The sequence below is a fragment of the Streptomyces sp. SID8374 genome (genome assembly GCF_009865135.1).
GTDB lineage: Bacteria > Actinomycetota > Actinomycetes > Streptomycetales > Streptomycetaceae > Streptomyces.
In genome coordinates, this window is sequence record NZ_WWGH01000001.1 from 4,004,302 (window position 1) to 4,029,526 (window position 25,225).

Here is a 25,225-nt window from a genome sequence, read left to right on the forward strand (position 1 = left end):
TCACTGGCCCCAGTCGCGCAGCTGCACCTCGACCATCTCCAGCGTCAGCCGGCCGTCCTCGACGGCCTCGACGCGGAGGGTCAGGATGCACTCGGGGCAGGAGAGCGTCTCGCCCAGGGCGACCGGGGGGACGGTCAGGTCGGTCTCGCACTCGGGGCATACGCCGGTCAGGGTGGCGGTGGACATCGTGAACTCCGTAGATCGGTCGGGAGGGTCGGGGTGGGTTACGCGGGCACCGGGCGGAAGTCGATGGCGGCCTTGCGGATCGTGTCCCGGTCCAGCAGCGGGCGGCCGTCCCGCTCCTGCCGTTCGGCCAGCCACGGCGTGAAGGCGTCGACGTCGACCTCCAGGCCCGAATCGGCCAGGGCCCAGCGGACGAGGGCGGGGGTGAGGCGGCTGCGGACGCGCAACTCGCGGCTGTTGCCGACGAGTTCGGCGGGCAGCGTCTCGTACGCGTGCGGATGGCTCAGCTGGCCCGGCAGCTCGTACGCGAACGCGTGCGGGGTGGTCGGCCCGGACTGGAAGGCCTCCCCGAGGCCCGCGCCGCGCAGGGCGATCCGGGACAGCTCGGTGAGATGGGTGAGGTCGAAGCGGGTGTCGCCGTGGATGACGCGCAGCGAGGTGAGCAGCTCGGCCAGCGGGGCGTTGCCGCCGCGCTCCCCGATCCCGCCGACGGTCGCGGAGATCCACCGGGCACCGGCCCGTACGGCGGCCAGGGAGTTGGCGACGGCCATGCCCAGCATGTTGTGCGAGTGGATCTCGATCTCGGAGCCGTCGATCGCGGTGATGTCCGCGATGACCTCCTCCATCTGCCAGGGCGAGAGGTAGGCGACGGTCTCCGCCAGCCGGAACCGGTCGGCGCCCGCCGCGAACCCCGCCTCCACATAGGGGACGAGCCGCTCCCGGGGCGTACGGGCGCCGTCCTCACCGCTGAACGTGACGTGGAAGCCGCGCTCCTTCGCCTGCTGGATAGCCGAACGTGCCAGCGCTTGAAGGAACTTGGGGCTCGCCGAGTCGAGTTTCAGCTGCGCGTGCTGCTCGGAGGTGGGGATCGAGTACATGATGTGGCGCACGCCCAGCCGCTCGGCCTCGTCCAGCGCACGGGCGACCTGGCGGCGGTCGCGTACGACGACGAGCGTCATGCTGCGCTCGGGGGTGACCGCCTCGTGGGTGGCGAGGACGAGGTCGGCGTCCTTGGAGTCCGGTCCGGAGACCATGCCCACCTCGACGAGCTCGACGCCCGTCCGCACCAGCAGGTCCGCGATGGCGGCGGCGTCCTCGGGGCCGAATTCCACCCCCGCCATGTGTGCGGAATCGCGCAGCGTCGCGTCCGATATACGGGGCGGCCTCTCCAGTTTCTCGGGGCCTTCTGCTGCCATTTCCTCTGCTCCTCTTTCCGTGAAAGGGGTTGGCGATCAGGGCTGTATTCGCTGATCCATATCCTTCGGCGCCTGGCTGAAAAGAGCAATGTCTGCCGTGTCAGAGCTGTGTTGCGGAGTGTCAAGGAATGTCAGGAAGGAAAGGCCGTGCAAGGGTGGTGTCCGGGCGTGCCAAATAGCGGACGAAGAACACCCGTTGATGTGACGCACGCCCTACGGTGCTGGGCATGGATCTCTTCTCGCTGCCCCGGCTGGGGGTCGTCGTACCGCCGGAAAACCCCACGGCGGAACCTGAGTTCAACCATCTGCTCGGCGCCGGAATGAATGTGTACACCTCCCGTTTCCCGGTGACTCCGGGGGCCGGGCTCCGGGCCATGCTGGAGACGTACAACGAGGTGCTTCCCGACCTGATCGGCAGCTTCGGCGCCCTGCGCCTGGACGCCACGGTGGTGGCGTGCAGCGCCTCGCACTACCTGCTGGAGCCGGACGGCGACCGGGCGTTCTGCGAGGAGCTGTCCGAGCGGGCCGACTCGCCCGTGCACTCCTCCACGCAGGCGATCCTCGCGGCCTGCGAGGCGCTGGGGGTGACCCGGCTGACGCTCGTCTCCCCGTACGAGCCGTGGCTGACCGACACCTCCCGGGCCTTCTGGGAGCGGGCCGGCCTCACCGTCGACGGGGTGGTGCTCGTCCCGGCGGAGGAGGCCGCGCGCCCGGGCGGGGACGCGCACTTCGACCCGTACGCGGTGACGACCGGGGCCATCCTGCGGCGGATACGGGAGCGGGAGCTGCCCGCCGACACGGCCCTGCTCTTCACGGGCACGGGCATGGGCACGCTCGCCGCGCTGACCGAGCTGGCCCGCAGCGACCCGCACCGCACCCTGCTGACCTCGAACCTGGCGTCGGCCTGGTGGGCGCGGCGGGTGGTGGGGGAGAAGGGTGAGGCGCACCACCCGCTGCTGCGGCGGCTGGAGGGGGCGGTGGTGTGAGGGGGTGACGGCGGGGCGTGCGTGCTCCGGGGCGACGGGGTGACGGCGACGGCCCCGGGAACGCGCGCCCCGGGGCCGTACCACCGCTCGTCCGCTCGGCCCCGGTCCGCTCGGCCGCGGCCCGGTCAGGCCTCCGTCCGCTCAGCCCGCCGTCGTCTCCGGCATCTGCCAGGCGTACCCCATCCGGTACCCCACGCCCCGGACCGTGATGATCCAGCCGCCGGAGCCGAGCTTCGCCCGGAGGCTGCTCACATGGGTGTCGATCGTGCGGCTGGTGTGCCCCCAGTTGCTGCCCCAGACCCGGGCCATCAGCTCTTTCCGGGTCACGACCGTCTCCGGGGTGGCGGCCAGTGTGTAGAGCAGCTCGAATTCCTTCGACGTGACGCCGACGAGCCGTCCCCCGAGCCGTACTTCCTGCCGACGCGGATCGATATGCAGATCGCGCAGGGAAATGGTGCCCGGAAGGTTCTGCCGGGGCCGGGAACGGCGTAGCACCGCTTCGATACGGGCCCCGATTTCCCGGAATCCCCAGCTTTTCACCACACAGTCGTCGGCGCCCGCGTGCAGGACGAGGACGCGTTCCAGTTCGGCGTCGGCATCGGTGACCGCTATCAGGGCCGTGTCCCCGCCGCCGCGCAGGGAACGGCACAATTCCAGCCCGTCGATATCGGGCAGTTCCAGGGAGAACAGCACCAGATCCGCGTCGCCGTACACGCGCAGCGCCCGCTCTCCGGTGGAGACGCTGCGGGCGGTGAATCCCTGCCGCCGCAGATCGCCCACCATGGCCGCCGCTGCGGCCGCGTCCTGCTCCACCACGAGTACCTGTCTCACGTTGCCCCACCCACCCTCTCTCCTCGGCTTCACGTCGATCCGGGGCGCCGCCATGTCAGCTGGAGGCGCCGGTGAGCGCGACGGCGGGGGGTGGGGCGGGCGGGTTACGGAGGCGGGGCGGCGCGTCCGGCGGGGCGGCGGTCCCCCCGGACGCGCCCCCGGCGGCGCCGGGCAGGCGCTGGTAGACGTACGCGGCCGAGGCCATGGTCATGTGGTGGTGCCAGCCGGGGAAGGAGCGGCCCTCGAAGTCGAGGACGCCGAATCTTCGGCCGAGCGTGGTGACGGCCGAGAGGGCGGCGGCGTGGCCGCGCGCCAGCCGGAGGACCTCCTCCACCCGCCGGTCGGTGAGGGTGGTGAGCCAGTACCGGGCGGGTTGCCGGCCGTCCGGGTCGGGCCGTTCCAGGATGCGGTACGGGCGTGCGCCCACGTCGTCCCCGAGGCCGGGCCGGGGCGCCCCCACCGTGCCCGCGTAGGTGTGGACCGGTACGGGCCGGACCCGGCCGTCCGGGGTCTGCCGGAGCAGGACATGGGTCTGCCGGGCGTGCCGGACCTCCATGAGCGCGCTCACCGTGGTCACGACGGGCGTGTGCTGCCCGGTGAGGAGCACCAGGTGGTCCGGGGCCACCTCGCACACCACATCGGCCCGCTGCCGGGTGAGGCCCGCGAGGACCCCCGCCGCTTCGTCGCACCGGGTCAGGTCCAGCACCCAGGGCAGATGGGCGAGTTGGGGCTGTGCGGCCGCCTCGGCGGCGTACCCGACGACATGGTCGGCAGGGGTGCGTCCGGCCTCGGAGCCCGGGATGCGGGCCCGGCGTCTGCGCTCCCGGTCCGAGTCCCACGCCCCGCCGAGCACGAGGCTCCAGTCCACCGGGTAGCACTGGGTCCCCGAGACGAGGAAGAAGACCAGCGCCCGCTGGCAGTTGACGGTGCGTCCGGTGACGGGGTCGAGGCGCCGGTGCACGCCCACCGAGTGCTCGCCGCGCTTGGGGATGATGAGTTCGGCGACGGTCCAGGAGTGCGGGGTCGTCCGCGCGGCGACCCGGCGGGCGAGCCGGCGGCGTACCGGCGTCCACTCCCACGGGCTGGCGTTGATGAACTGGTGCAGACCGTGTGCCGCGGCCGGGGGTAAGGGCTTCGCCAGGGCCATGCGGCGGGGCGTCTTCTTGCCCGATACATGGATCAGGGCCCAGAGATATGCCTGCGCCCAGCGGCGCTGCTCCGGCCGCTGGAAGGCCCGGAAGATCTCGTCCATGAACGTCTGCATGTATGCGCCGTCGCCCGGCACCGCCGCGCGCACCTCACTTGACGACATGTAACGCTACGCCCCCTCGATACTTGTCACCGCTCGCACCCGAGTGGATACATGGCACATCAGTACGAGGTGAAAGTACCGCCCGGAACGGAGTTTGCCCGGGTCGGCCGTCTATTTTGCGAGTTCGGGGCCTGACCTGCGAAAACGCCCCTCGGAGCGGCATGGGCGAGGGGCGCGGGGAGCGGAAGGACCCGGCTCCACCACTGGTGGAGCCGGGTCCCGCAGCCGACCGGTGAAGTGTCAACAAATCATGAACATGGCCCGGGCACGCTTCCTCAGGCCGCCGGATCGGCGCCGGTGGGAGCCGGGACGGTGGCCGGGGCCGGCGCCTCCTCGGCCTCCACCACCGGCCGGTGGGCGGGGAATCCGGCCTTGCGGGCGTAGAGCACGACCGCGATCACCGGCAGCAGGAGCAGCAGGACCGTCCACGGGAAGGACTCGCTGCCCAGGGTGTCCAGCAGGATGCCGCCGACGATGCCGCCGCCCGCCATCGCGACGTTCCAGAGCGTGACGAGCATCGCCTGCGCGGCATCGGCCGACTCGCCGCCCGCGTCACCGACGGCGGTCTGGAGGAGGGTGGGCACACCACCCCAGCCAAGGCCCCAGAGCACCGCCGCCACATAGACGAGGGCGGTGGTGTCGGAGAGGACGGCCAGCAGCAGCGAGGCCACGGCGACCAGCAGCGCGCCGCCGACGGTGAGACCGCGCAGCCGCCGGTTGATCTGCGCGCCGACGATCCAGATGCTCGCCAGCGAGGCGGCGCCGAAGACGAGGAGCACCAGGCCGGTGGAGCTGCCGAGGCCCAGGTCCTTGAGGTACGTGGCGATGTACGCGTACAGGATGGTGTGCGCCAGCACGAAGACCAGCGTGACGAAGAGGACCGGGGTGACGCCCGGGATGGTCAGGGTCCGCAGCAGCTTCGGCCGCTCGCCGCGCTCCTGGCCGGGGAAGTCCGGTACGCCCACGAAGATCCACACCAGCAGGACGACCGTGAGCACGGTCATCGACAGGAACGCCACGCGCCAGCCGAGCCACTCGCCGAGGAACGTTCCGGCGGGTACGCCGAGGGAGAGCGCGACGGGGATACCGGCCATGGCGATGGCCATCGCCTTGCCCTGGAGGTGTACGGGGGCCAGGCGGCGGGCGTACCCGGCGAGCAGGGCCCAGGCGAGGCCGGCGGCGACACCGGCGACGAACCGCGCCACCATCGTCAGCTCGTAGACCGACGACAGGGCCGTCACGGTGTTGGCAAGGGCGAACCCGGCCATGGCCGTGAGCAGCAGCTTCTTCCGCTGCCAGCCCGCGGTGGCGGCGGTGAGCGGGATCGCGGTGAGGGCGGTGCCGATGGCGTAGACGGTGACGGTCTGGCCGGTCGCGGACTGGCTCACCCGCAGGTCCTCGCTCATCGCGGGCAGCAGACCGGCCGGGAGGGTCTCGGTGAGGCAGGTGATGAAGACGGCGGTGGCCAGGGCCAGCAGGGCGAAGAGCGGAAGCTTCTGCTGGTCCTCGCCCCCGCCCTTGGGGTCCGGTGCCGCAGCGGCGGGCGCCGTGTCGGGTGCGGTGCTCATGGGGTGTGCTCCAGGTTTCCGGATGGGAGGTGCGGGATGCGGGGACGGAGGGGTTCAGGGGCGGCCGAGGCCGCCGTCGACGGGGAGCCGGGCGCCGGTGGTGAACGTCGCCTCCGTGGCCAGGAAGAGCGCGGCGCGGGCCACCTCCTCGGCGGCGCCGAGACGCCCCAGCGGAGGCAGGGGTACGGCGCCGGAGCCCGGCGCCTCGATACAGCCCGGGGCCACCGCGTTGACGCGGATGCCCCGCGCGGCGAGTTCGCCGGCGAGCGCCCGTACGGCGTCGGGACACGGGGTGGGTGCGGTCAGGACGACCGCACCGCCGTCCTCGACGTACGGGAGGAGGGGGCGCGCGGTGGGAATGGCGTCGGCGAAGAGGAGCCCGACGCGGGTGGGGGCTGTGGGGCTTGTGGGGCCGTCCCCCGAGCCGGTGGGGCCTTCTGCGAGGCCGGTGGGGCTGTTCCCGAGGCCGGTCGTGCCGGTGGTGCCGTCACCTGCGGGGGCGGGTTCCCCGGTGAGGGCGGCCTCCACGGCGGACGGCGTGACGACGCGCGCGGCGGAGCCGAGTTCGGCGACCGCGTGGGCGCGCTCGGCCTCCGTGCGGGCGGTCAGCAGGACGCTCGCCCCGCCCTCCACCAGCCGCTTGGCGATGGCCAGGCCGATATCGGTGGCCTCGCCGACGACCAGGGCCTTTCTGCGCGCGTACTTGGTCATGGTTGCCGCTCCCTCCAGGCGCCGCCCGCGGGGACGCATCGCGAAACCGCCCGCGAGGACGACTCTGCGCCCGGCCGCTTCGGAGAACCTTCGGAAAACCTTCGGGCGGGGGCAGGGGGTGCCCGGAGCCCCGGGGGCCGGTGCCCCGGGCCTGTACGGTGGCGCCTATGCGGTTTGGGGTGCTCGGGCCACTGGCGGTGTGGGACGGCGAGGGACGGGAAGTCAGGGTCCCCGAGGCCAAGGTCCGGGCCCTGCTGGCGGATCTGCTCGCGAACGACGGGGGGCCGGTCTCCGCCGACCGCCTCATCCACGACCTGTGGGGCGACGCGCCTCCGGGCCGGCCCGCGGGCGCGCTCCAGGCCAAGGTCTCCCAGCTGCGCCGGGTCATCGGCCGCGACCGGGTGGTGCGCCAACCCCCGGGCTACCGGCTGCGGTTCGACGACGGCGGCGACGAGGTGGACGCCGTACGCTTCCGGGCCCTGGTGGCGCGGGCCCGCCCCGTCCAGGACCCGCGCGCCCGGGCCGCGCTGCTCACCGAGGCCCTGGAGCTGTGGCGCGGACCGGCGTACGCGGACTTCGCGGACGGCCCCTTCGTACGGGCGGCCGCCCAGCGCCTCGCTGAGCAGCGGCTCTCCGTACTGGAGGAGCAGGCCCAGGCGCGCCTGGAGGCGGGGGACCACGCGCTCCTCGCCGGGGAGCTGGCCGACCTCGTCGCGCTCCACCCGCTGCGGGAGCGCCTGCGCGCCGTCCAGATGAGGGCCCTGTACGCGGCGGGCCGCCAGAGCGAGGCGCTCGCGTCGTACGAGGACCTCCGCGCCCGGCTGGTGGGGGAGCTGGGGGTCGACCCGAGCCCCGAACTGGCCGCGCTGCACCGGGCGGTGCTGCGGCAGGAGCCGGGGCTGAGTGCGGCGACCCCCGAAGCCGTGGCCCAGGCGACCGGCACCCCGCCCCCCGGCCCGGCCGCACCCACCCCCGCCCCGCCGCACCACTCCAACCTCCCCGTCCCCCTCACCCCCCTCGTGGGCCGCCGTGAGGCCCTCGCCGACCTCTCCCAACTCCTCGCCAGGGCGCGGCTGGTGACGCTCACCGGGCCCGGCGGCGTGGGCAAGACCCGGCTGGCCGTGGCGGCGGCCACCGCCGAGCGGGACAGGGCGCGGGCGGGCGAACTGGCCGACGGCACCTGGCTGGTGGAGTTCGCCGGTATCCGCTCCGGCACCCCCGCCGACCTCGCCCAGGTCGTCGCCGCCACCCTCGGCATCCGCGACGACGCCCCCCGCTCCCTGCCCGGCACCGGCCCCGCCACGCCCTCCCTGCCGCACCGCCTCGCCGCCGCCCTGCGCGACCGCCGCACCCTGCTCGTCCTGGACAACTGCGAGCACGTCGTCGACGCCGCCGCCGAACTCACCGACCTCCTCCTGCGCACCGCCCCCGGCCTGCGGGTCCTCGCCACCGGGCAGGAGCCGCTCGGCCTGGCGGGCGAGGCGACGTTCCTGGTGGAACCGCTGGAGCCCGCCGACGCGGTCCGGATGTTCATGGAGCGCGCCGCCGCCGCTGCCCCCGGCTTCCCGCGCGACCCGGAGGCCCCGGACGAGCCGGAGCGCCGGGCGGTCGCCGAGATCTGCCGCCGCCTCGACGGCATCCCGCTGGCGCTGGAGCTGGCCGCCACGCGCGTACGGGCCCTGGGGGTACAGGAGTTGGCGTCGCGCCTCAACGACCGGTTCCGGGTGCTGACCTTCGGGCAGCGCGGCGCCCCGGCCCGCCAGCAGACGCTGCGGGCGGTGATCGACTGGAGCTGGGAGCTGCTCAGCGCGCCCGAACGCATCGTCCTGCGCCGCCTCGCCGCCCACACCGACGGCTGCGACCTGGCCGCCGCCGAAGCGGTCTGCGCGGGGGACGGCGTGGCCCGGGACGAGGTGCTGGACCTGGTGACCCGGCTGGTCGACCGGTCGCTGGTGGTCGTGGTGGCCGGGCCCACCGGCCCCCGCTACCGGCTCCTGGAGTCCGTCGCCGCGTACGCCACCGAGCGGCTCCACGAGATGGAGGACCTCACCGCCGTACGCGACCGCCACCTCCTCCACTACCGGGCCCTGGCCGAACAGGCCGAGCCCCAGCTGCGCTCCGCCGGGCAGCGGCCCTGGCTGGCCCGGCTGGACGCGGAGGCCGGGAACCTGCGTACGGCACTGGACGAGGCGGTGCGCCGGGCGGGCGCGGGGGAGCCGGAGGAGGCGGTCCGGCTGGCCACCGCGCTGGCCTGGTGGTGGCTGCTGCGCGGCCGCCTGACCGAGGCCCGCCGCAGCCTGGGTGCGGTGCTCGCGGCGACCGACGGACCGCCCGAACTGGCCTTGCTCCACTCCGCCTTCGCCCTCCTCACCGGGGACCCGGCCGCAGCCGCCACCACGGCGGACGGCCACGGCCCCGCCCCCGCGTCCGAGGCCATCCCCGACCCCGTACGCCGGGCCCGCGCGCTCTGGCTCTGCGCGTACGGCCTGTTCAGCGCGGGTCACACGGCCGGGAGCGGCGAGCTGAACGCCCGCGCCCTCACCCTGTTCACCGCGGCCGGGGACCGGTGGGGAACGGCCGCCGCTCTCGGCCTGCGCGCGACGCTCGCGCTGGTCTGCGGCGACCTCGCCGGACTCGGCCGCGACGGCACGCGCAGCGCCCTGATCTTCCGCGAACTGGGCGACCGCTGGGGCGAGTTGCAGACCGTCTCGCCGCTCGCCGCGCTCGCCGAGATCAAGGGCGCATACGAGGACGCCGAGCGCCGCCAGCACGAAGGGCTGCTCATGGCCCGGGAGTTGGGCCTTGAGGCGGAGGTGTCCGCGCGGCTCTCCGGACTCGGCCGGCTGGCGCTGCTGGCCCGCGACTTCGACCGCGCCCGCGACCTCCACGAACAGGCGCGCCGGATCGCCGCCGAACAGGGCTACAAGTACGGCGAGATCCACTCCGAGATGGGCCTCGCCCTCGGCGCCCGCCGCTCGGGCGACCTCGACGGGGCCGAGGCCCACCTCCGCCACATCCGCGACGGCTACGCCGACGTCTCCTCCCAGGCGGGCGACCACCTCCTCCTGGCCGAGCTCGGCTTCATCGCCGAGCTGCGCGGCGACGCGGAGGGGGCGGCTGCCCACCACCTGGAGGGCCTGGAGATCGCCCGCGCCCTCGCCGAGCCCCGCGCCCTGGCCCTTTCCCTGGAGGGCCTGGCGGGCGCGGCCGCCCTCCCCGGCCACGCCCCCGCCGCCACCCGCGCGGCCGCCCTCCTGGGCGCGGCGGCGGCCGCCCGCCGCCGGGCCGGGGCCCCGCTGCCACCCGCCGAACGCGCCGACGTGGACCGCGTCACGGCGGCGGTGCGGGGCGCGCTGGGGGTGGCGGCGTTCACGGAGGCGTACGAGAGGGGCGCCCGGCTGGACCCGGAGGAGGCGGGCCGCCGGGCCCGTACGGCGCTGGAGGGTGTCCGGCCGATACGCGGCTGAAACAGACCCGCGCGGTCCCCGAAGCACGTTCCTGACCACCCGGAAGCGCGGTTCCCGGACGCTGGGGTCGTACCCGACCTCCGGTGTACGCGCCCGTGACCGTAGGGAGCCCTGATCCGTGCTGACCACAGAGGAGGACCCGGGGAGGGGCGCCGTCCCCAGCCCGATTCCCCCGCAGACCCGGAGCCCCCGGGCCGAGGACCCCATCCCCACCAAGAAGTCTGCCGGCCGCCGCCTCGCTCTCGCCGCGCTGCTCTCCGCCGCCCTCATGGCCCTGCACGCGCGGCTCCCCGACACCGCCCTCAACCTGGGCAGCCTCTTCCAGACCCTGCTGCCCTGGACCGGCCTCGCCGTCCCCGTCCTCCTCGCCCTGGCAGCCGTACGCCGCTCCAGGCTCGCCGCCGTCGCCGTACTCGCCCCCGCCCTGGTCTGGGCATCGCTCCTCGGCCCCACCCTCATCGACAAGCGGTCCACCGGACATGGCCTCACCGTCCTCAGCCACAACGTCGACGAGGCCAACCCCGACCCGGCCGGAACCGCGCGCGCCCTGGCCGGGGCGAAGGCAGACGTCCTGGCGCTGGTGGAGCTGTCCCAGGAGTCCGCACCGGTCTACGAGCGAGAGCTGGCCGCCGCCTATCCGCACCACACGGTGCTCGGCGGCGTCGGCCTCTGGAGCAGATACCGGCTCTCGGCGGTGGCCGAGGTGGAGATCATGCCGTGGACCCGGGCGATGCGGGCCACGGCGGCCACCCCCGAGGGGCCCGTAGCCGTCTACGCGGCCCACCTCGCCTCCGTACGCGTATCGGCAGCAGGCTTCACCACCGGCCGCCGCAACGAGGCGGCCCGCGCGCTGGCCGCAGCCGTACGGGCCGAGACCGCGCCCCGCGTCGTGGTGCTGGGCGACTTCAACGGCACATACCAGGACCGCGCCCTGGCCCCGGTCACCTCGCAGCTGCGCTCGGCCCAGCGGGAGGCGGGGAGCGGCTTCGGGTTCACCTACCCGGCCCGGTTCCCGGTCGTGCGGATCGACGACGTACTCGTCAAGGGCCTGACCCCGCTCGCGTCCTGGACCCTGCCCGCCACGGGTAGCGACCACCGCCCGGTGGCGGCGACGCTGAGGTTCTGAGCCGCGGGCGGCCTACGATGCGCGAAGCACCCCATTGCTCCCCCACGACCAGGCAGGAACCGTGCCGGAACCCCGGGTCCCCGACCCCGTCAGCGTGCTCGTCGTCGAGGACGACGCCACGATCCGGCGCGCCGTCCAACTGGCCCTGGAGCGTTACGGCTACCGCGTCGACGTGGCGGCCGACGGGCTCAGCGGCCTGGAGACGTTCCGCGCGGGCGCGTACGACCTGCTGATCCTGGATGTGATGCTGCCCGAACTGGACGGCATCGGCCTCTGCCACCGCATCCGCGAGGAGAGCCTGGTGCCGGTCCTGATGATGTCCGCGCGCGGCGACGCGCTGGACGTGGTCGCGGGCCTGGAGGCGGGCGCCGACGACTATGTGGTCAAGCCCGTCGACACCGGCGTCCTGGTGGCCCGCATCCGCGCCCTGCTGCGCCGCGTCACCTTCGAACCGTCCCAGAGCCCGCCGCCCGAGGCCCCCGGCCATGTGCTGGTCTTCGGCGACCTGACCGTCGACACCCTGGGCATGGAGGTGCACCGGGCCGGGAAGCCCGTACCGCTGACCCCCACCGAACTACGCCTGCTGCTGGAGTTCGCCGCCGCGCCCGGTTCGGTCCTCGACCGCCGCCGGCTGCTGCGCGAGGTGTGGGACTACGGCTGGGAGGGCGACACCCGGGTCGTCGACCTGTGCGTGCTGCGGCTGCGCAAGAAGATCGGCAGGGGCAGGATCGAGACCGTACGCGGCTTCGGCTACAAACTCGTCCGCACCTGACGACCGACCGACGACGGACCATCCGACCTACCGACCGACGGATCACCATGGGCCCCCTCAACCCCCGCGCCCTGCGCTGGAAGATCGCCGCCCTCACCGCCACGGCTTGCTGTGCGGTGGCGGCGGTCATCGGCTTCCTGGTCCACGACGCGACCCGTGAGCGCGGGCTGCGCGTGGGCCACGACCGCACGATCACCCGGCTCGTCGCGGCCGAGCGCGAGCTGAGCCGTACGGGGAAGGCGCCGCCCGATGCCGACGTACGGACCCGTCAGGAGCTGCCCGAGCCGCTGGCGCGCGACCTGGCCCGCCAGCCGGACACCGGCGGCTACGCCACCTGGTACGACGCCGATCCGCCCAACTGGTACTGGATGTGGGGCGCCGTGGCCCTCGGTGACGGTCAAGTCCTCGTCGTACGCGACGACATGAGCACCGAGGTCCGCAGCCTCCAGCTCCTGGACCGCTCCATCGTGAAGTCCGTCCTCACGGCCCTCGTCTTCGTCGTCCCGCTCGCCGCCCTCGCCACCGAGCCGATCAACCGGCGGCTGCGCCACGGAGCCCGTACGGCCCGGCGGATCGCGGACGGGGAGCTGGACGCGCGGATCGGGTCGGCCGGGCGGGCCCGCGACGAGATCACCGAGATGTCGGTCGCCGTCGACGACATGGCCACCGCCCTCCAGCGCAAGCTGGAGAACGAGCGGCGCTTCACCGCCGACGTCGCCCATGAGCTGCGCACCCCGCTGATGGGCCTGGTCACCGCCGCCGGGCTGCTCCCGGAGAGCGACGAGGCGACCCATCTCGTACGGGACCGGGTGCGCGCCCTGCACGCCCTGATCGAGGACCTGCTGGAGATCTCCCGCCTGGACGCGGGCGCCGAGCGGGCCCGGCCGGACGCGGTGCCACTGGGGGAGATGGTGGCGGATGTGGTGCGGCGTACGGGGACGGAGACGGCCGTCACCACCGGGGAGGCCGGGACGGTGGAGACCGACCCGCGCCGGGTGGAGCGGATCGTGGTCAACCTCGTCACCAACGCGCACCGCCACGGCGCTGCCCCCGTCGAGGTCACCGTCGTCGGCGCCCGGATCTCCGTACGCGACCACGGCCCCGGCTTCCCCGCCGCCCTGCTCGTGCAGGGCCCGCAGCGCTTCCGCACGGGGGCCGGCGAGCGCGGCCGGGGCCACGGGCTCGGCCTGACCGTTGCCCAGGGCCAGGCCGCGGTCCTCGGCGCCCGCCTGACCTTCGCGAACGACCCGGACGGGGGCGGGGCGATCGCGACTCTTGACCTGGGGGCGGGGGCGGGGGCGGGGGCGCCGGGGGAGGGCTGAGGGCGCCACACGGCCGACAGCGGCGCTTCGTGCACTCCACACGACGGCTGTATTGCCGTGCGTGTAAGGGGAGTTGACGCGCGGTCACGTATGTGGCGCGGTCATGACATCTCCCCGGGCGTCCTTGTCGCGCTCCGGCGCACCCCGCCATCGTCGGATGCGGCGGACGAGACCCCGTACGCCGCATCCCCCCCGGCGCGTGAACCCCTGGCGCGCCACCGTTCGAGGAGAGTTCTTCATGGCAGCAGTGCGCACCACCAAGCGAAGGATCGCCGGAGCGATCGCCGCGGCCACGACACTGGCGCTCGCCGTCGGAGCCGGAGCGGCCTTACCGGCACAGGCGGCCCCCGCCCCCGCGCCCGAGGGCAGAGTCCTGCACGCCGGGGCGGCCGAGGCGGTTCCCGGGAGCTACATCGTCACGCTGAAGGAGAAGGCCGGGTTCAGCGCCTCCGCGACGCAGGGCCGGAAGCTGATAGCGGGCTACGGCGGCCAGATCAAGCGGACCTACACCACCGCGCTGAACGGGTACGCCGCCCAGCTCAGCGGCGCCCAGGCGAAGCGGCTCGCCGCCGACCCGGCGGTGGCCTCGGTGGAGCAGGACCAGAAGGTCCACTCGACCGCCACCCAGACCAACGCACCCTGGGGCCTCGACCGGATCGATCAGGCCAATCTGCCGCTGAACGGCACGTACACCTACCCGGATTCCGGCGGGGGCGACACCACCGTCTTCGTCCTGGACACCGGTGTCCGCATCACCCACCAGGACATCGCGGGCCGGGCCTCGTACGGCTGGGACTTCGTCGACAACGACGCCACCGCCCAGGACGGCAACGGCCACGGCACGCACGTCGCCACGACCGCCGCCGGAACCACCTACGGCGTCGCCAAGAAGGCGAAGATCGTCGCCGTGCGGGTTCTCAACAACAGCGGCTCCGGCACCACCGCCGGGGTCATCGCGGGCGTCGACTGGATCACCGCCAACCGCACCTCCTCGTCCGTCGCCAACGTCTCGCTCGGCGGCGGCGCCAGCACCGCCCTCGACGACGCGGTACGCCGGTCGATCGCGGCCGGGGTGACGTACTCCATCGCGGCCGGCAATTCCAACGCCCTCGCCTCCAACTACTCGCCCGCCCGCGTGGAGACCGCGCTCACCGTCGGTGCCACGACCCGGACCGACGCACGGGCGAGCTACTCCAACTACGGGCCCCGCGTGGACCTCTTCGCGCCGGGCTCCGACATCACGGCCGGGTGGGCCACCTCGGACACCGCCACCTACACCGGCAACGGCACCTCCTTCGCCGCGCCGCACGTCGCCGGCGCGGCCGCCGTCCACCTGACCAACCACCCCGGCGCCTCCCCGGCCGCCGTGGGCGCCGCCCTCGTGAACGGTGCGACCAACAACGTCCTCACCGGCATCGGGACCGGCTCCCCGAACAAGCTGCTCCGGCTGGTCCCGTAACGCGGTGGTCCGGTAAGACGGCGCTTTCAGGCCGTGGTCGGTGCGGGGTGATCCCCTCACCGGCCACGGCCGTCCGCGTTCTCCAGGGCCGGTGCACGCAAGGTGAGCGGAGTCCCGGCGCGGGTCACGCTCCGTGCAAGGGGTCCGGGCACACCCGGTGGGCCATGCGGTTTGTCGTGCGGTGATGCGGCCCGCCGCCGTGGTCCCCCTGTGTTGTCGGGGTGTAACAGACCGGTTGCGTGGTGCCTCGCCACCATCGCCCACGTGACGCAGGTCGCAGTCGTCCCACCCGAATTAGGGCGGCGGTGGAACGGGCACCGCATCGCCGGGCAAACCGGTGTCCGGAGCACCTAGGCATGCCACCCGCCCGGCCCGCACCGTAGGGAACGAAGGTCCCAGAAGCGCCGCCTAGAGGGAAGGTACAGGGATGAGTGCCGCTGCTCTTTACACAGACAACCGATTATCGGGCGAGCAGCACCGCCTGCCACTCGACGCATCCGGAGTCGAAGACATCGTGCTCGGCGAACTCGGATCACGCCTGTTCCTCTCCCTGCCGCGCAGCGACCAGCGCCGCCGGGGCATGCACTACCTCCAGGCGCTGATCGCGGCGGAGGGCCGCAAGTCGATACGGAACATCGCCGCCGTCCTGGGCGGCAGCGCCACCGAACAGAGCCTGCACCACTTCGTCGCCAGCTCCACCTGGGGGTGGACGCCGGTCCGCCGGGCACTGGCCGAGCATGTGGTGCGGGTGGCACCGCCCCAGGCGTGGGTGGCCCGGTCCATGGTCATCCCGAAGGCCGGGGAGAACTCGGTCGGGGTGGAGCGCCAGTTCCTGCCGTACACGGGCCAGGTGCTCAACGCCCAGTACGCGGTGGGGGTCTGGGCCGCCTCCGAGGCCGGCAGCTTCCCCGTCAACTGGCGGCTGCACCTCTCCGACGCCTGGCTGGAGGACGGGGCCCGCCGGACCCAGGCCTCCATACCGGATGCCGTCGCCTCGGAGTCGCCCGCCGACTGCGCCCACGAGGCGTACCTGGGGATGATGCGGAAGTGGGGGCTGCCGGACTGCCCGGTGATCCTCGACGGCCACGGCGCCGACGCGGCGGAGGCGGCGGCCACCGTGCGGTCGTACCACGCGGCGGGCGTCCAGGTCCTGGCGCGGGTGCCGGGCAGCACCCGGCTGGACGTCACCGACCCGCTGCTCCGCGGCCGGACCGGGGCGTCGACCGCGCACCAGGTCATGGCCGCCGCCCGCGACCTGCGCCGGCCGGTGGCCTGGCGGGCCCACGGGCCGGGGCGCCCGGCCCGCCGGAGCCTGGTCGCGGCGGTACGGACCCGGATTCCGAGCCCGGCGCGGATGGAGCGCCGCCACGGCGGTGAGCTGGTGCTGCTCGGGGTCGGTGAGCACGGGCGGGCCTGGCCCGGCGAACTGTGGCTGACCAACATGACGGACGCCGCGCCCTCCGAACTCCTGCGGCTCACCCGGCTCGTGGACCGGGTGGACCACGACTTCCGGGAGATCGCCGAGCGGGTGGGCATCCGCGACTACACGGGGCGCTCCTTCGCGGGCTGGCACCGCCATGTCACCCTCGCCTCGGCCGCGCACACCGTGGTCGCCCTCAGTCGGCTGGGCGGGGAGGCCCGCCCCCTGTGGTGAGACGAAGACGGGCGGGCGGGGCCGGGCCCCGCCGGGTGGTTCACTCCACGTCCCCGCCGGGGCGGGCGCTGCCGGCGTGCAGTTCCCGCCCCATCAGGGCGGACCTCATCCGGCGGAGTTTCAGGGCGAGTTGTACTTCCAGCGCGCGGTCGGGGTGCTGCCATCCCTCGCCCAGCAGCTCGTTGACGCGCTCCAGGCGGCGGGCGACCGTGTTGGGGTGCACATGAAGCTTCTTCGCGGCGTGGGTGGGGGAGCCGCAGGCGTTGAAGAAGGCCTCCAGGGTGTCGGTGAGCTGGGTGAGCCGCTGGTCGTCGTAGCGGGCCACCGGGCCGATCACCGAGTCGATGAACCCGTCGACATCGTGGTCGTCGGAGACGAGCAGCCCGAGGAAGCCCAGCTCGGAGGCGGCGGCCGAACGGCCGGAGAGGCCCAGGGCGGACATCACCTCCAGACAGCGCAGCGCCTCCAGATAGCTGCGGTGGATCGGGCCCGCGCCGGAGACCGGCCCGGCGGCGCTGACCGTCACCAGATGCCTGAGCAGCGGCGAGAGGTCGTTGTGCACCTCGCGGGCGACCTCGGCCGCGTCGGTGCCGGGCAGCAGGAAGACCACCCGGCCCGACTGCTCCGACTTCAGCCCGTCGTTGCGGTGCGCGTAGGAGGAGGCCCAGATCATCGCCTTGCGCCGGGCGTCGCCGACCGGGCTGGCGACCACGATGACGTACGACTCCTCCAGCGCGACGCCCAGCTTCCGGGCCCGCCGGTCCAGCTCCCGGGTGGAGCGGGTGCGGTTGACGAGGTCGTCCAGGAAGCCGTCGCGGGCCTGGCTCTCCATCACGATGCCGTGGCGGTTCTGCATGAGCAGCAGTACGGCGGTGGCCTGCGCCACCAGGCCCAGCAGCCGGACCCCGGACTCCCACAGCGGGCGCTCGGTGCGCAGCAGCACCGCGCCCAGGTTCTCGTCACCCATCATCACCGGCGCCGCCCACACCGTGTTCTTCACCCGGACCGCCTTGCCCGCGGCGTGGGCGTCCATCATCGCCCGGGAGATCATCAGGTCCTCGTCGGGCTGCGCCCCGGCGGTGCTGGCCAGTACGGTGCCGTCGCCCGCGCAGACGGTCAGCACCCCGCCGAGCCCGTCGGCCGCCTCGTCCGCCAGGCTCTGGAGGTCGCACCCGGAGAGCACCTGCGACATCAGGAACTCGTGGATGTCGCCGACCTCCTGCCACTGCCGGTAGCCGGCCTCCGCCTCCTCGGTGCGCCGCTGGAGCATCTCCACCTCGGCGGTGGTCCGGTCCATCAGCCACGCCTTCTCGATGACGGCACCCGCGAGATCGCCCAGCGAACTCATCAGGGACACCTCGTCCGCGGAGAAGTGGCGCGGCTCCCGGTCGGCGACGTGCAGCACCCCGAACGGCCCGCTGCCGTGGCTCAGGGGGACCGCCATGATGCCGCGCAGCTCCTCGGCCCGCACCATCTCGTCGAGGCGCTCGTGGTGGGGGAAGCGGGCGTCGCTGAGGTAGTCCGCGCTCCAGAAGGGGGCGGAGGTGGTGAGGACGTCGCTGCTCCCGGCTCCGTGCGGGATCTGCATCCCCACATGGAACGACGACACATGGCCGTCACTGGCCTCGACCCGGGCCGTGCCCTTCTCCGAGGTGAGCAGCGTGATGTACGAGATGTCCGCGCCGAGCAGCATCCGGGCCCGGCGGGTGGTCACCTTGAGCAGGGTCTTGAGGTCGTAAGGGGCGGACAGCTCACGGGCGATGTCCACCAGCGCCGACAGACTGGCCTCGCGCTGCTGCCGGCGGTCGAGCTGGGAATAGATGTGCAGCCCAAGTTTCCGCGCGTTTTCCAATCGGTCCAATTGCGGCCCCGGCATTCCCGCGGAACGGGCGCGCGTAAGGAGCGATTCGAATCGGTCCGGTGGTGCGTCGGAGGCCAACAGCTCCAGTATGGCGACAGCGTCGATGTTCGCCTCGGCTTCGTGTCTTAACACGTGATCCCCCGTTGTGCGGCCTGGCGGCATCTCTGGTCAGCGGCCTCGGCGCGGCCCGTGCGGCAGCGTCGCCTTTCGGCCTCCCGCACCGGTCAGAAGCGTAATATGCCCTGATCGTCAGAGGGAGGTGGTCCGGGCACCGTAGAACGGCCCCGAGCGGTAGGCAGCGCACTTTTCGCCTTGTTCGCAGGAGCGGTACGCGGTGGCCGGGCACCCTTCCGGAGCGCGCATCGGGGGGCGCATCAGCGGCCTGCGACGGAAGGGGAACAGGGCGTGAACCCGCAGCGGGCCGGGGCGTGAACGACCGCCGTCGGAAAAGCCGTCGCGGGCGTACGCCTTTACGGTGCCGGTGCCGGTTTTACGGGTACCGGCGCCGGTGCTCAGGTCAGGTCGAGGAGGACGAGTTCCTGCCGCGAGCCCACCCCGAGCTTCGGGTACGCCTTGTAGAGGTGGTGCTCCACCGTGCGCGGGCTGAGGAAGAGCTGCGCGGCGATCTCCCGGCTGCTGCTGCCGTCCTTGGCGAGCCGCACCACCTGGAGCTCCTGCGGGGTCAGCCGGTCGATCAGGTTGTCGGCCAGCATCCGGGCCGTCACCAAGTGCTCCCCGGCCGCCTGGAGTTCGGCCCCGGCCCGCCGCATCCACGGCTCCGCCTGGAGCCGTTCGAAGGTGGCCAGCGCGGAACGCAGCACGCCACGGGCCTCGTTGCGCCGCCGGGCCCGCCGCAGCCACTCCCCGTACAGCAGCTCGGTCCGGGCGCGTTCGAAGGGGCGGCCGCCCTTCTCGTGCAGGTGCAGCGCCCTCGTGAACTCCTCCGGGCGGTCGCTGAGGAGCGCCCGGCATCTGAGGACCACCGCCTGCGCCCAGGGAGCGGCGGCCGCGCCTGTTCCGGCCTGGGCCCAGTTCTCGAAGTGGCGCAGGGCCTCCTCAGCGCGCTCCGGCCTGCCGAGCCGGACGGCGGCCTCGACCTGGTCGGCGGCGGTGGAGAGGGAGAGCCAGGTGTAGCGGTCGGGGCCGGGCGGCGGCGGGTCCAGCCGGGTGAGGGCCGCGTCGAAGTCGCCGAGGCCCAGGTCGAGGAGGACGCGTGCGCAGTCGACTCCGGTGCGCAGCGCGGCGGGTGTGGCGTCGGCCAGTTCCCGTACGCGCTGTGCGTCGCCCTTGATGGCGGCGATCCGTGCGTGGACCGCGCCGAGCCGGACCAGGCGCTGGCGCATCCCGGTGTCCCGGGCGATCTCCTCCGCCTCCGTCACCGCCGCCTCGGCGTCCCGGTGGCGTCCGGCCAGGACCTGGTTCTGCGCCAGGACGTCGAGGGCGTACGGGAGTTCACCGATGAGGGCCTGGGACCGGCACCAGCGCACCTCCGCCGAGGCCAGGTCGAGGGCCGCCTCGTCGTCGCCGAGGATCATGCCGCAGGTCAGCGCCAGCATCCGGACGGCCTGCTCGTCGGCGTCGCGGGTGTCGGGTCCGTCGAGGCGTCCGGCCAGGAACCGGGCGAGGAGCGGCAGCCCGTGCTCGGCGTCGTCCTCGCAGAGCCGGTCCAGCCCCTCGACCAGCGCATCGGCGCACCCGCCCGCCGCGAGCCGCCCCGCCGCCGCGCGCACCGCGTCCGCGTCTCCGGCCAGCCAGCCGTAGGCAGCGGCCGTACGGAGCAGGCCGGCCGTCTCCGGAGTGGCCGCGTCCCCGACGCGGGCCAGCAGTCCGTGGGCCGCCTCGCTCTGGTCGCCCAGCTCGAAGACGACGGCCGCGCGCACCGAGGCGACCTGGGCCCCGACGGCCGGGTCGTCCGTCAGCTCGTCGGCCTCCTGGGCGAGCCGGTCCGCCTGGGCGGCATGACCGGCGGCGAGGGCCAAGGCCGCCGCGTCGGCCAGCCAGGAAGCGCGCTGGTGGTGGTCGGTGGTGATCCGGGCGGCGTGGCCGTAGAGACCGGAGGCGGCCGCGTACGCCGTACGGCCCCGGGCGCGTCCGGCGGCGGCGGCCAGCTCCTGGGCCACCTCCGGGTCGGGTCCGGTGGCCACGGCCAGCAGATGGCGGGCGCGGCAGTCGGGGTCCGCGGCGGCCTCGGCCAGCGCCCGGTGCACCGCGATCCGGCGGGCGAGCACCGACCCCTGGTACGTCGCCGAGGCGATCAGCGGATGCCGGAAGGTGACGGTGCCGTCCATGACGTACATCAGGCCCGTCCGCTCGGCCTCCTCCAGATCGCCGATGCCCACCCCCAGCAGCTCCGAGGCCCGCAGCAGCAGCGGCAGATCGCCCCGCCCCTCGGCGGCCGCGATGAGCATCATCAGCCGGGTGCGCTCGGGCAGTTTGCCGATCTGTGACCGAAAGGCCGAGAACACGCGGTCCGCGACCGGCAGGGGGGCGTGCTGGTGCGGCCGGTCCCGCCGTGCGGCGTCGAACTCGATGAGGGCCAGCGGGTTCCCCGCGGACTCGGTGATGATCTGGGAGCGCAGGGCGGGGGCGCGGCCCCGGTCGGCCAGCAGCCGTGAGGAGTCCTCGAAGTTCAGCCGGGAGAGCTGGAGTTCGGGGATGCCGGGGGCGGTGAAGCCGTCGTCCCGGCCGGCCAGCACGATTGCCACGCCCTCGGCGGCGAGCCGTCGCGCGGCGAACAGCAGGGCCTCGGCGGTGGCCTGGTCCAGCCACTGGGCGTCGTCGACCAGACAGAGAAGAGGACCGTCCTCGGCGAGATCGGCCAGGACGGTGAGGACGGCGAGCCCGGTGAGGAAGCGGTCGGGTCCCCGCTGCTCACCGCCGGTGCCGAGGACCGCCCGTAACGCCGCGGCCTGCGGCTCGGGCAGGGCGCTCAGCCGGTCCTGCACCGGCCACAGCAGCTGGACGAGGCCGCCGAAGGCCAGATCCGCTTCCGGCTCCACGCCGGTGACCCGTAAGATGCGCAGCCCGCGGCCGTCGGTGCCGTCGGTCCCGCTGTCCGCGTCGGCCCGGGTCTCGGTCTCGGCGAGCCAGTCCAGCAGTGCCGTCTTGCCGATGCCCGCCTCGCCGCGCACCAGGAGAGCCCCGCTGCACCCGGCACGGGCCCCGGCCACCAGCTTCGCCAGCCGCTCCTGTTCGGTGGTTCGCCCGTACAGCACCGACGTCCCCCTCCACCCGCTCCAAGATCCGTCCGCATGCCATCGGTATACGGTCCCATGTTACTTACCCGTGAATACGTACCGGGAGCAGTAGAGACTACGGATTCGAGGCGAGAGCGCCCTTCCTACCGTTGTGATCAGGACATCCGCCGATGATCACAACCCGATGGAGGACGCCATGGACGAGCTGTTCACGCCGCTGCGAGTGGGCAAGATGACCCTGCCGAACCGCCTGGTGATGGCCCCGATGACCCGCAGCCGCTCCGCAGACCGCTCCGTCAACGCGCTCACCGCCGAGTACTACGCCCAGCGCGCCGGGGCCGGGCTGATCATCACCGAGGGCACCCAGCCGAGCGTGATCGGCCAGGGCTACATCGACACCCCCGGTCTGCACTCCCCGGAGCAGGCCGAGGCGTGGCGGGGCGTGACCGACGCGGTGCACGCCGCCGGCGGCCGGATCTTCGTCCAGCTCATGCACTCCGGCCGGGTCGGCCACCCCAGCCTCTACCCGGACGGCGCTCTTCCGGTCGCGCCCTCGGCCATCGCCACCGGCGGGCAGATGTACACCCCCGACGGCATGGTGGACCACCCGGTGCCGCGTGAGATGACCCTGGAGGACATCGCGCGGACCGTGGAGGACTTCGTCTCCGCCGCCAAGCACGCGGTGGACGCCGGGTTCGACGGGGTGGAGCTGCACGGGGCCAACGGCTATCTGATCCAGCAGTTCCTCGCCGACGGCTCCAACCACCGCACCGACGTCTACGGCGGCTCGGTGGAGAACCGGGTCCGGTTCGCCGACGAGGTCGCGCGGGCCGTCAGCGACGCGATCGGCCCCGAGCGCGTCGGCATCCGCATCTCGCCCGGCTCCACCAGCGAGGGTGTCAGCGAGAGCGACCCGGCCGAGCTGTACCGCACGCTGATCCGCACCCTGGCCCCGTACAACCTGGCCTACGTCCACATCATGGAGTTCGGCCACCGCGCGGTCACCGAGCTGATCCGGGCCGAGTGGCCGGGCACGCTCATCCTCAACCCGCACAAGACGGGCACGGAGGCCTCGGTGACCCCCGAGGCGGCGCAGGAGGTCCTCCAGGACGACCTCGCCGACGCGGTCTCCCTCGCCTCGCTCTGGCTCGCCAACCCCGACCTGCCCCGCCGCATCCGGGCCGGCGGCCCGTACAACTCGCCGGACCCGTCCACCTTCTACGGCGGCGACCACAAGGGCTACACCGACTACCCGACGCTCTGACCCCGACCGCGTGACGGCCCGGCACACCGGGCGGTGCCGGGCCGGGCCCGTCCACGCGGAGCCCGCCCGGCCCATCCCACACCTCTGGAGGACCGATGAGTGAATCCCTCGCGGGCCCGGGCACCGCGCGCCCCGCCGACGCGGACCCGCCCGGACCCGACACCCCGCGCATCCCCACCTACTGGCTGGGGCTGATGGCCGGACCGCTCTCGTTCGGCATCGCCGGGCCCGCGCTGGTCCTGGACGACATCGCCCGCGACCTGTCCACCACCACCGGAACCGTCACCTGGGGCGTCACCGCCTTCGGCTGGGGCATCGCGGTGGGCACCCCCCTGATGACCGGGCTGCTGCGGCACCGCGGCGCCCGGGCCGCGCTCAGCGCCTGCGGGGCGCTGGTCCTGCTCGGCGCGCTCCTGGTGCTGACCGTCCCGGCGCTGCCCGCCGTCATCATCGGCTGCGCGCTCCAGGCGCTCGGCACCGCGGGCCTCACCTCCATCGCGATGAGCCTGACGAACTCGGCCCGCTCCATGGGCTTCGTCACGGCCTCCCTCGCGGTGGTCGGCTCCACCGCGCCGCTGGTCGGCTCGCTGGTCAACGACGCGCTCAACTGGCAGGCGACGCTCGCCCTGCCCGCGCTCAGCCTGATCGCGCTGCTCGTCATCATCGGGCGGGTCTCCACCCGGCCCACCTCGACCGCCGTCTTCGACGGGCTCGGCGCGGTGCTGCTCACCGCCGTGGTCACGGCCCTGGTCTTCGTGCCGCACTACCCGCCGGTCGCCGGGGTCCTCTCCGTCCTCACGATCGCGGCCCTGGTGTGGCATCTGCGGCGCAGGCCGCAGGGGTTCGTCCCGGCGGTGGTGGTCCGCAGCCCCGTCTTCCTGATCTCCTCGGTGCTGGCGTTCCTGCTGGCGGCGGTCAACTTCGGGCTGATGTTCGCGGTGCCGGACGCGCTGTCGGACCACACCCCGTGGTCGAGCGGGAAGATCGGCGTGGCGATGGTGTGGCCGCTGCTGCTGGGCGGTGCGCTCTCCTGGGTGGTGGTCGCCCTGTCGGCGAAGGTGGGCCGCCAGCCGGTGATCATCACCCTGGTCGCCCTGAGCGCCGCCGGGGTGGTGCTGGCCTCGGTGAGCACCGTCGCGATCCTGCTGCTGCTCGCGCAGGCCCTCGCCTCGATCGCGGCCGCCTCCGGCCAGGGCGTCTTCGCGGTGCACTCCACGAAGGCGGTGCCCGACGAGGAACGCCCGGCGGCGATCGGGCTGTTCAACCTCTGCTACCTGCTCGGCGCGGCCTTCGGGCCGGCGATCGTCTCGCTGCTGTAGACCGTGGAGAGGTACGGCGAGAGCCCCGGCACCAGGTGCCGGGGCTCTCGCCGTGTCGCTCCTTACGAGGCGGGGCCGTCGTCCCCCCGGCGCAGGAAGCCCAGGAGCAGCGAGACGTCCTCGTCGGTCAGCGTGAGGCCGAACTTCTCCCGCAGCGCGGCCACCACCTCCTCCGGGCCGAGCACCGCGCGTTCGGTGCGGCCGTCGGGGTGGTCGGTGACCAGGACGTCGTTGCGCAGCCGGTGCCGTACGGTCTCCGAACCCCGCTGCGCCACCAGCCGGTTGACGAACGGGGAGCCGGGCCGGGTGGAGCTGACGTAGTGGGCCGCCTGGTAGTCGACCTCGTACTGGCGCTCCGGCCGGAAGGCGTACAGGTCCGTCCAGCCGCCCTCCCGGGTCCGGGAGCGCAGGATCCAGTGGTCGTCGTCGACGCCCAGCTCCCAGGCCCAGCCCGCCACGGTGGACCGGGCGCCCTCGCGCAGCGGGATCGGTTCGATGAGCCCGGCGTAGCCGTAGCCGGGGTCGGCCAGCCACACCGTCTCCGGCTCGTCCGCCGCCCTGACCAGCAGGGAGGTGTGCGAGCGGAAGCGGCGCCTGGTGTCGCCCTCCCGGATGCGCGAGAGCATCCGGATCACGGGGAAGCCGAAGCGGTCGAGTACGGCGGCGAACAGCAGGTTGTTCTCGTAGCAGTAGCCGCCGCGGCCGGAGCGGACCAGTTTCCGCTCCAGCTCCGCCATGTCGAGGGAGACCGTGCGGCCCACCGCGATGTCGACGTTCTCGAAACAGATGGTGCTCATGTGCGCCCGGTGCAGCTGCTGAAGGGTCTTCAGCGAGTCGTCCCGGGCGCCTTCGTAGCCGATCCGCAGCAGGTAGGCGTCGAGGTCGAGTCGGTCCGCTCCCCACTCGGGCGAGCGGTCGACGTCGACGGGCAGCCCGGTGGCGTACATCGGGACATCACTCCTTCGTAGGGGTCGCGGACAGCTCGGGGTGCCGGTGC

The 25,225-nt window shown here is 73.6% G+C and carries 18 protein-coding genes; 9 read left to right on the forward strand and 9 right to left on the reverse strand.

All coding sequences use genetic code 11. The features are described 5' to 3' along the window. The gene (locus GTY67_RS17570; protein ID WP_093689889.1) at window positions 1-186 is read right to left on the reverse strand and encodes a lysine biosynthesis protein LysW; all 186 of its coding nucleotides are present in this window, start codon (window positions 184-186) and stop codon (window positions 1-3) included. Window positions 187-224: 38 nt separating this feature from the next. Beyond that, window positions 225-1,379, reverse strand: coding sequence for a LeuA family protein (locus tag GTY67_RS17575; RefSeq protein ID WP_093689891.1), 1,155 nt, complete (start codon window positions 1,377-1,379; stop codon window positions 225-227). 227 nt (window positions 1,380-1,606) lie between these two features. On the opposite strand from GTY67_RS17575, the gene GTY67_RS17580 reads away from it, so the two are divergent. Next, complete coding sequence (locus GTY67_RS17580; RefSeq protein WP_161279286.1) at window positions 1,607-2,365, forward strand: arylmalonate decarboxylase; 759 nt, start codon at window positions 1,607-1,609, stop codon at window positions 2,363-2,365. 141 nt (window positions 2,366-2,506) lie between these two features. Here GTY67_RS17580 and GTY67_RS17585 read toward each other — a convergent pair whose 3' ends face one another. The 4 genes from GTY67_RS17585 to GTY67_RS17600 all read right to left on the reverse strand — a co-directional run bounded on the left by GTY67_RS17585 (window position 2,507) and on the right by GTY67_RS17600 (window position 6,787). After that, on the reverse strand, window positions 2,507-3,250 hold the full coding sequence (locus GTY67_RS17585; protein WP_093689895.1) for a response regulator transcription factor: 744 nt from the start codon (window positions 3,248-3,250) through the stop codon (window positions 2,507-2,509). 1 nt (window position 3,251) lies between these two features. Next, the gene (locus GTY67_RS17590) at window positions 3,252-4,508 is read right to left on the reverse strand and encodes a transposase (RefSeq protein WP_202461476.1); all 1,257 of its coding nucleotides are present in this window, start codon (window positions 4,506-4,508) and stop codon (window positions 3,252-3,254) included. 275 nt (window positions 4,509-4,783) lie between these two features. Next, window positions 4,784-6,076, reverse strand: coding sequence for an MFS transporter (locus tag GTY67_RS17595; RefSeq protein WP_161279287.1), 1,293 nt, complete (start codon window positions 6,074-6,076; stop codon window positions 4,784-4,786). 54 nt (window positions 6,077-6,130) lie between these two features. After that, the gene (locus GTY67_RS17600) at window positions 6,131-6,787 is read right to left on the reverse strand and encodes an SDR family oxidoreductase (RefSeq protein ID WP_161279288.1); all 657 of its coding nucleotides are present in this window, start codon (window positions 6,785-6,787) and stop codon (window positions 6,131-6,133) included. A 167-nt stretch (window positions 6,788-6,954) separates the two neighbouring features. Between GTY67_RS17600 and GTY67_RS17605 the strand changes: the two genes are divergently transcribed. The 6 genes from GTY67_RS17605 (at window position 6,955) to GTY67_RS17630 (ending at window position 16,587) form a co-directional block, all read left to right on the forward strand. Then, entirely contained in the window at window positions 6,955-10,254 is a 3,300-nt protein-coding gene (locus GTY67_RS17605) for a BTAD domain-containing putative transcriptional regulator (RefSeq protein ID WP_161279289.1), read from the forward strand. A gap of 118 nt (window positions 10,255-10,372) precedes the next feature. Continuing rightward, window positions 10,373-11,380, forward strand: coding sequence for an endonuclease/exonuclease/phosphatase family protein (locus GTY67_RS17610; protein WP_161279290.1), 1,008 nt, complete (start codon window positions 10,373-10,375; stop codon window positions 11,378-11,380). Between the two features lie 34 nt (window positions 11,381-11,414). Continuing rightward, window positions 11,415-12,152, forward strand: coding sequence for a two-component system response regulator CseB (cseB, locus tag GTY67_RS17615; RefSeq protein ID WP_161279291.1), 738 nt, complete (start codon window positions 11,415-11,417; stop codon window positions 12,150-12,152). 47 nt (window positions 12,153-12,199) lie between these two features. Continuing rightward, window positions 12,200-13,474, forward strand: coding sequence for a HAMP domain-containing sensor histidine kinase (locus GTY67_RS17620; RefSeq protein ID WP_161279292.1), 1,275 nt, complete (start codon window positions 12,200-12,202; stop codon window positions 13,472-13,474). 238 nt (window positions 13,475-13,712) lie between these two features. Beyond that, entirely contained in the window at window positions 13,713-14,933 is a 1,221-nt protein-coding gene (locus GTY67_RS17625; protein ID WP_161279293.1) for a S8 family peptidase, read from the forward strand. Window positions 14,934-15,360: 427 nt separating this feature from the next. Beyond that, window positions 15,361-16,587: a transposase gene (locus GTY67_RS17630; protein WP_161279294.1), complete on the forward strand. Its 1,227-nt coding sequence runs from the start codon at window positions 15,361-15,363 to the stop codon at window positions 16,585-16,587. A 40-nt stretch (window positions 16,588-16,627) separates the two neighbouring features. Here the strand turns inward: GTY67_RS17630 and GTY67_RS17635 are convergent, their stop codons facing one another. Both GTY67_RS17635 and GTY67_RS17640 read right to left on the reverse strand, forming a co-directional pair. Continuing rightward, on the reverse strand, window positions 16,628-18,448 hold the full coding sequence (locus tag GTY67_RS17635; protein ID WP_237502645.1) for a helix-turn-helix domain-containing protein: 1,821 nt from the start codon (window positions 18,446-18,448) through the stop codon (window positions 16,628-16,630). A 512-nt stretch (window positions 18,449-18,960) separates the two neighbouring features. Then, window positions 18,961-21,663, reverse strand: coding sequence for a LuxR family transcriptional regulator (locus GTY67_RS17640; RefSeq protein WP_161279296.1), 2,703 nt, complete (start codon window positions 21,661-21,663; stop codon window positions 18,961-18,963). Between the two features lie 178 nt (window positions 21,664-21,841). Between GTY67_RS17640 and GTY67_RS17645 the strand changes: the two genes are divergently transcribed. After that, window positions 21,842-22,909 carry an alkene reductase gene (locus tag GTY67_RS17645; RefSeq protein ID WP_237502646.1) on the forward strand — a complete coding sequence of 356 codons (1,068 nt, stop codon included), beginning with the start codon at window positions 21,842-21,844 and terminating at the stop codon, window positions 22,907-22,909. A 95-nt stretch (window positions 22,910-23,004) separates the two neighbouring features. Then, window positions 23,005-24,228, forward strand: a complete 1,224-nt coding sequence (locus GTY67_RS17650) for an MFS transporter (protein WP_161279297.1) — start codon at window positions 23,005-23,007, stop codon at window positions 24,226-24,228. A 62-nt stretch (window positions 24,229-24,290) separates the two neighbouring features. On the opposite strand, the gene GTY67_RS17655 is transcribed toward GTY67_RS17650, so the two are convergent. Then, window positions 24,291-25,175 carry an arylamine N-acetyltransferase gene (locus GTY67_RS17655; protein ID WP_093689932.1) on the reverse strand — a complete coding sequence of 295 codons (885 nt, stop codon included), beginning with the start codon at window positions 25,173-25,175 and terminating at the stop codon, window positions 24,291-24,293. Between the last annotated feature and the right edge of the window lie 50 nt (window positions 25,176-25,225).

Excerpts from the sequence above, each read along its gene's own strand:
- GTY67_RS17570 (WP_093689889.1), bottom strand. The coding sequence starts at position 186 with ATGTCCACCGCCACCCTGACCGGCGTATGCCCCGAGTGCGAGACCGAC.
- GTY67_RS17575 (WP_093689891.1), bottom strand. The coding sequence starts at position 1,379 with ATGGCAGCAGAAGGCCCCGAGAAACTGGAGAGGCCGCCCCGTATATCG.
- GTY67_RS17580 (WP_161279286.1), top strand. The coding sequence starts at position 1,607 with ATGGATCTCTTCTCGCTGCCCCGGCTGGGGGTCGTCGTACCGCCGGAA.
- GTY67_RS17585 (WP_093689895.1), bottom strand. The coding sequence starts at position 3,250 with ATGGCGGCGCCCCGGATCGACGTGAAGCCGAGGAGAGAGGGTGGGTGG.
- GTY67_RS17590 (WP_202461476.1), bottom strand. The coding sequence starts at position 4,508 with ATGTCGTCAAGTGAGGTGCGCGCGGCGGTGCCGGGCGACGGCGCATAC.
- GTY67_RS17595 (WP_161279287.1), bottom strand. The coding sequence starts at position 6,076 with ATGAGCACCGCACCCGACACGGCGCCCGCCGCTGCGGCACCGGACCCC.
- GTY67_RS17600 (WP_161279288.1), bottom strand. The coding sequence starts at position 6,787 with ATGACCAAGTACGCGCGCAGAAAGGCCCTGGTCGTCGGCGAGGCCACC.
- GTY67_RS17605 (WP_161279289.1), top strand. The coding sequence starts at position 6,955 with ATGCGGTTTGGGGTGCTCGGGCCACTGGCGGTGTGGGACGGCGAGGGA.
- GTY67_RS17620 (WP_161279292.1), top strand. The coding sequence starts at position 12,200 with ATGGGCCCCCTCAACCCCCGCGCCCTGCGCTGGAAGATCGCCGCCCTC.
- GTY67_RS17625 (WP_161279293.1), top strand. The coding sequence starts at position 13,713 with ATGGCAGCAGTGCGCACCACCAAGCGAAGGATCGCCGGAGCGATCGCC.
- GTY67_RS17630 (WP_161279294.1), top strand. The coding sequence starts at position 15,361 with ATGAGTGCCGCTGCTCTTTACACAGACAACCGATTATCGGGCGAGCAG.
- GTY67_RS17645 (WP_237502646.1), top strand. The coding sequence starts at position 21,842 with ATGGACGAGCTGTTCACGCCGCTGCGAGTGGGCAAGATGACCCTGCCG.
- GTY67_RS17650 (WP_161279297.1), top strand. The coding sequence starts at position 23,005 with ATGAGTGAATCCCTCGCGGGCCCGGGCACCGCGCGCCCCGCCGACGCG.
- GTY67_RS17655 (WP_093689932.1), bottom strand. The coding sequence starts at position 25,175 with ATGTACGCCACCGGGCTGCCCGTCGACGTCGACCGCTCGCCCGAGTGG.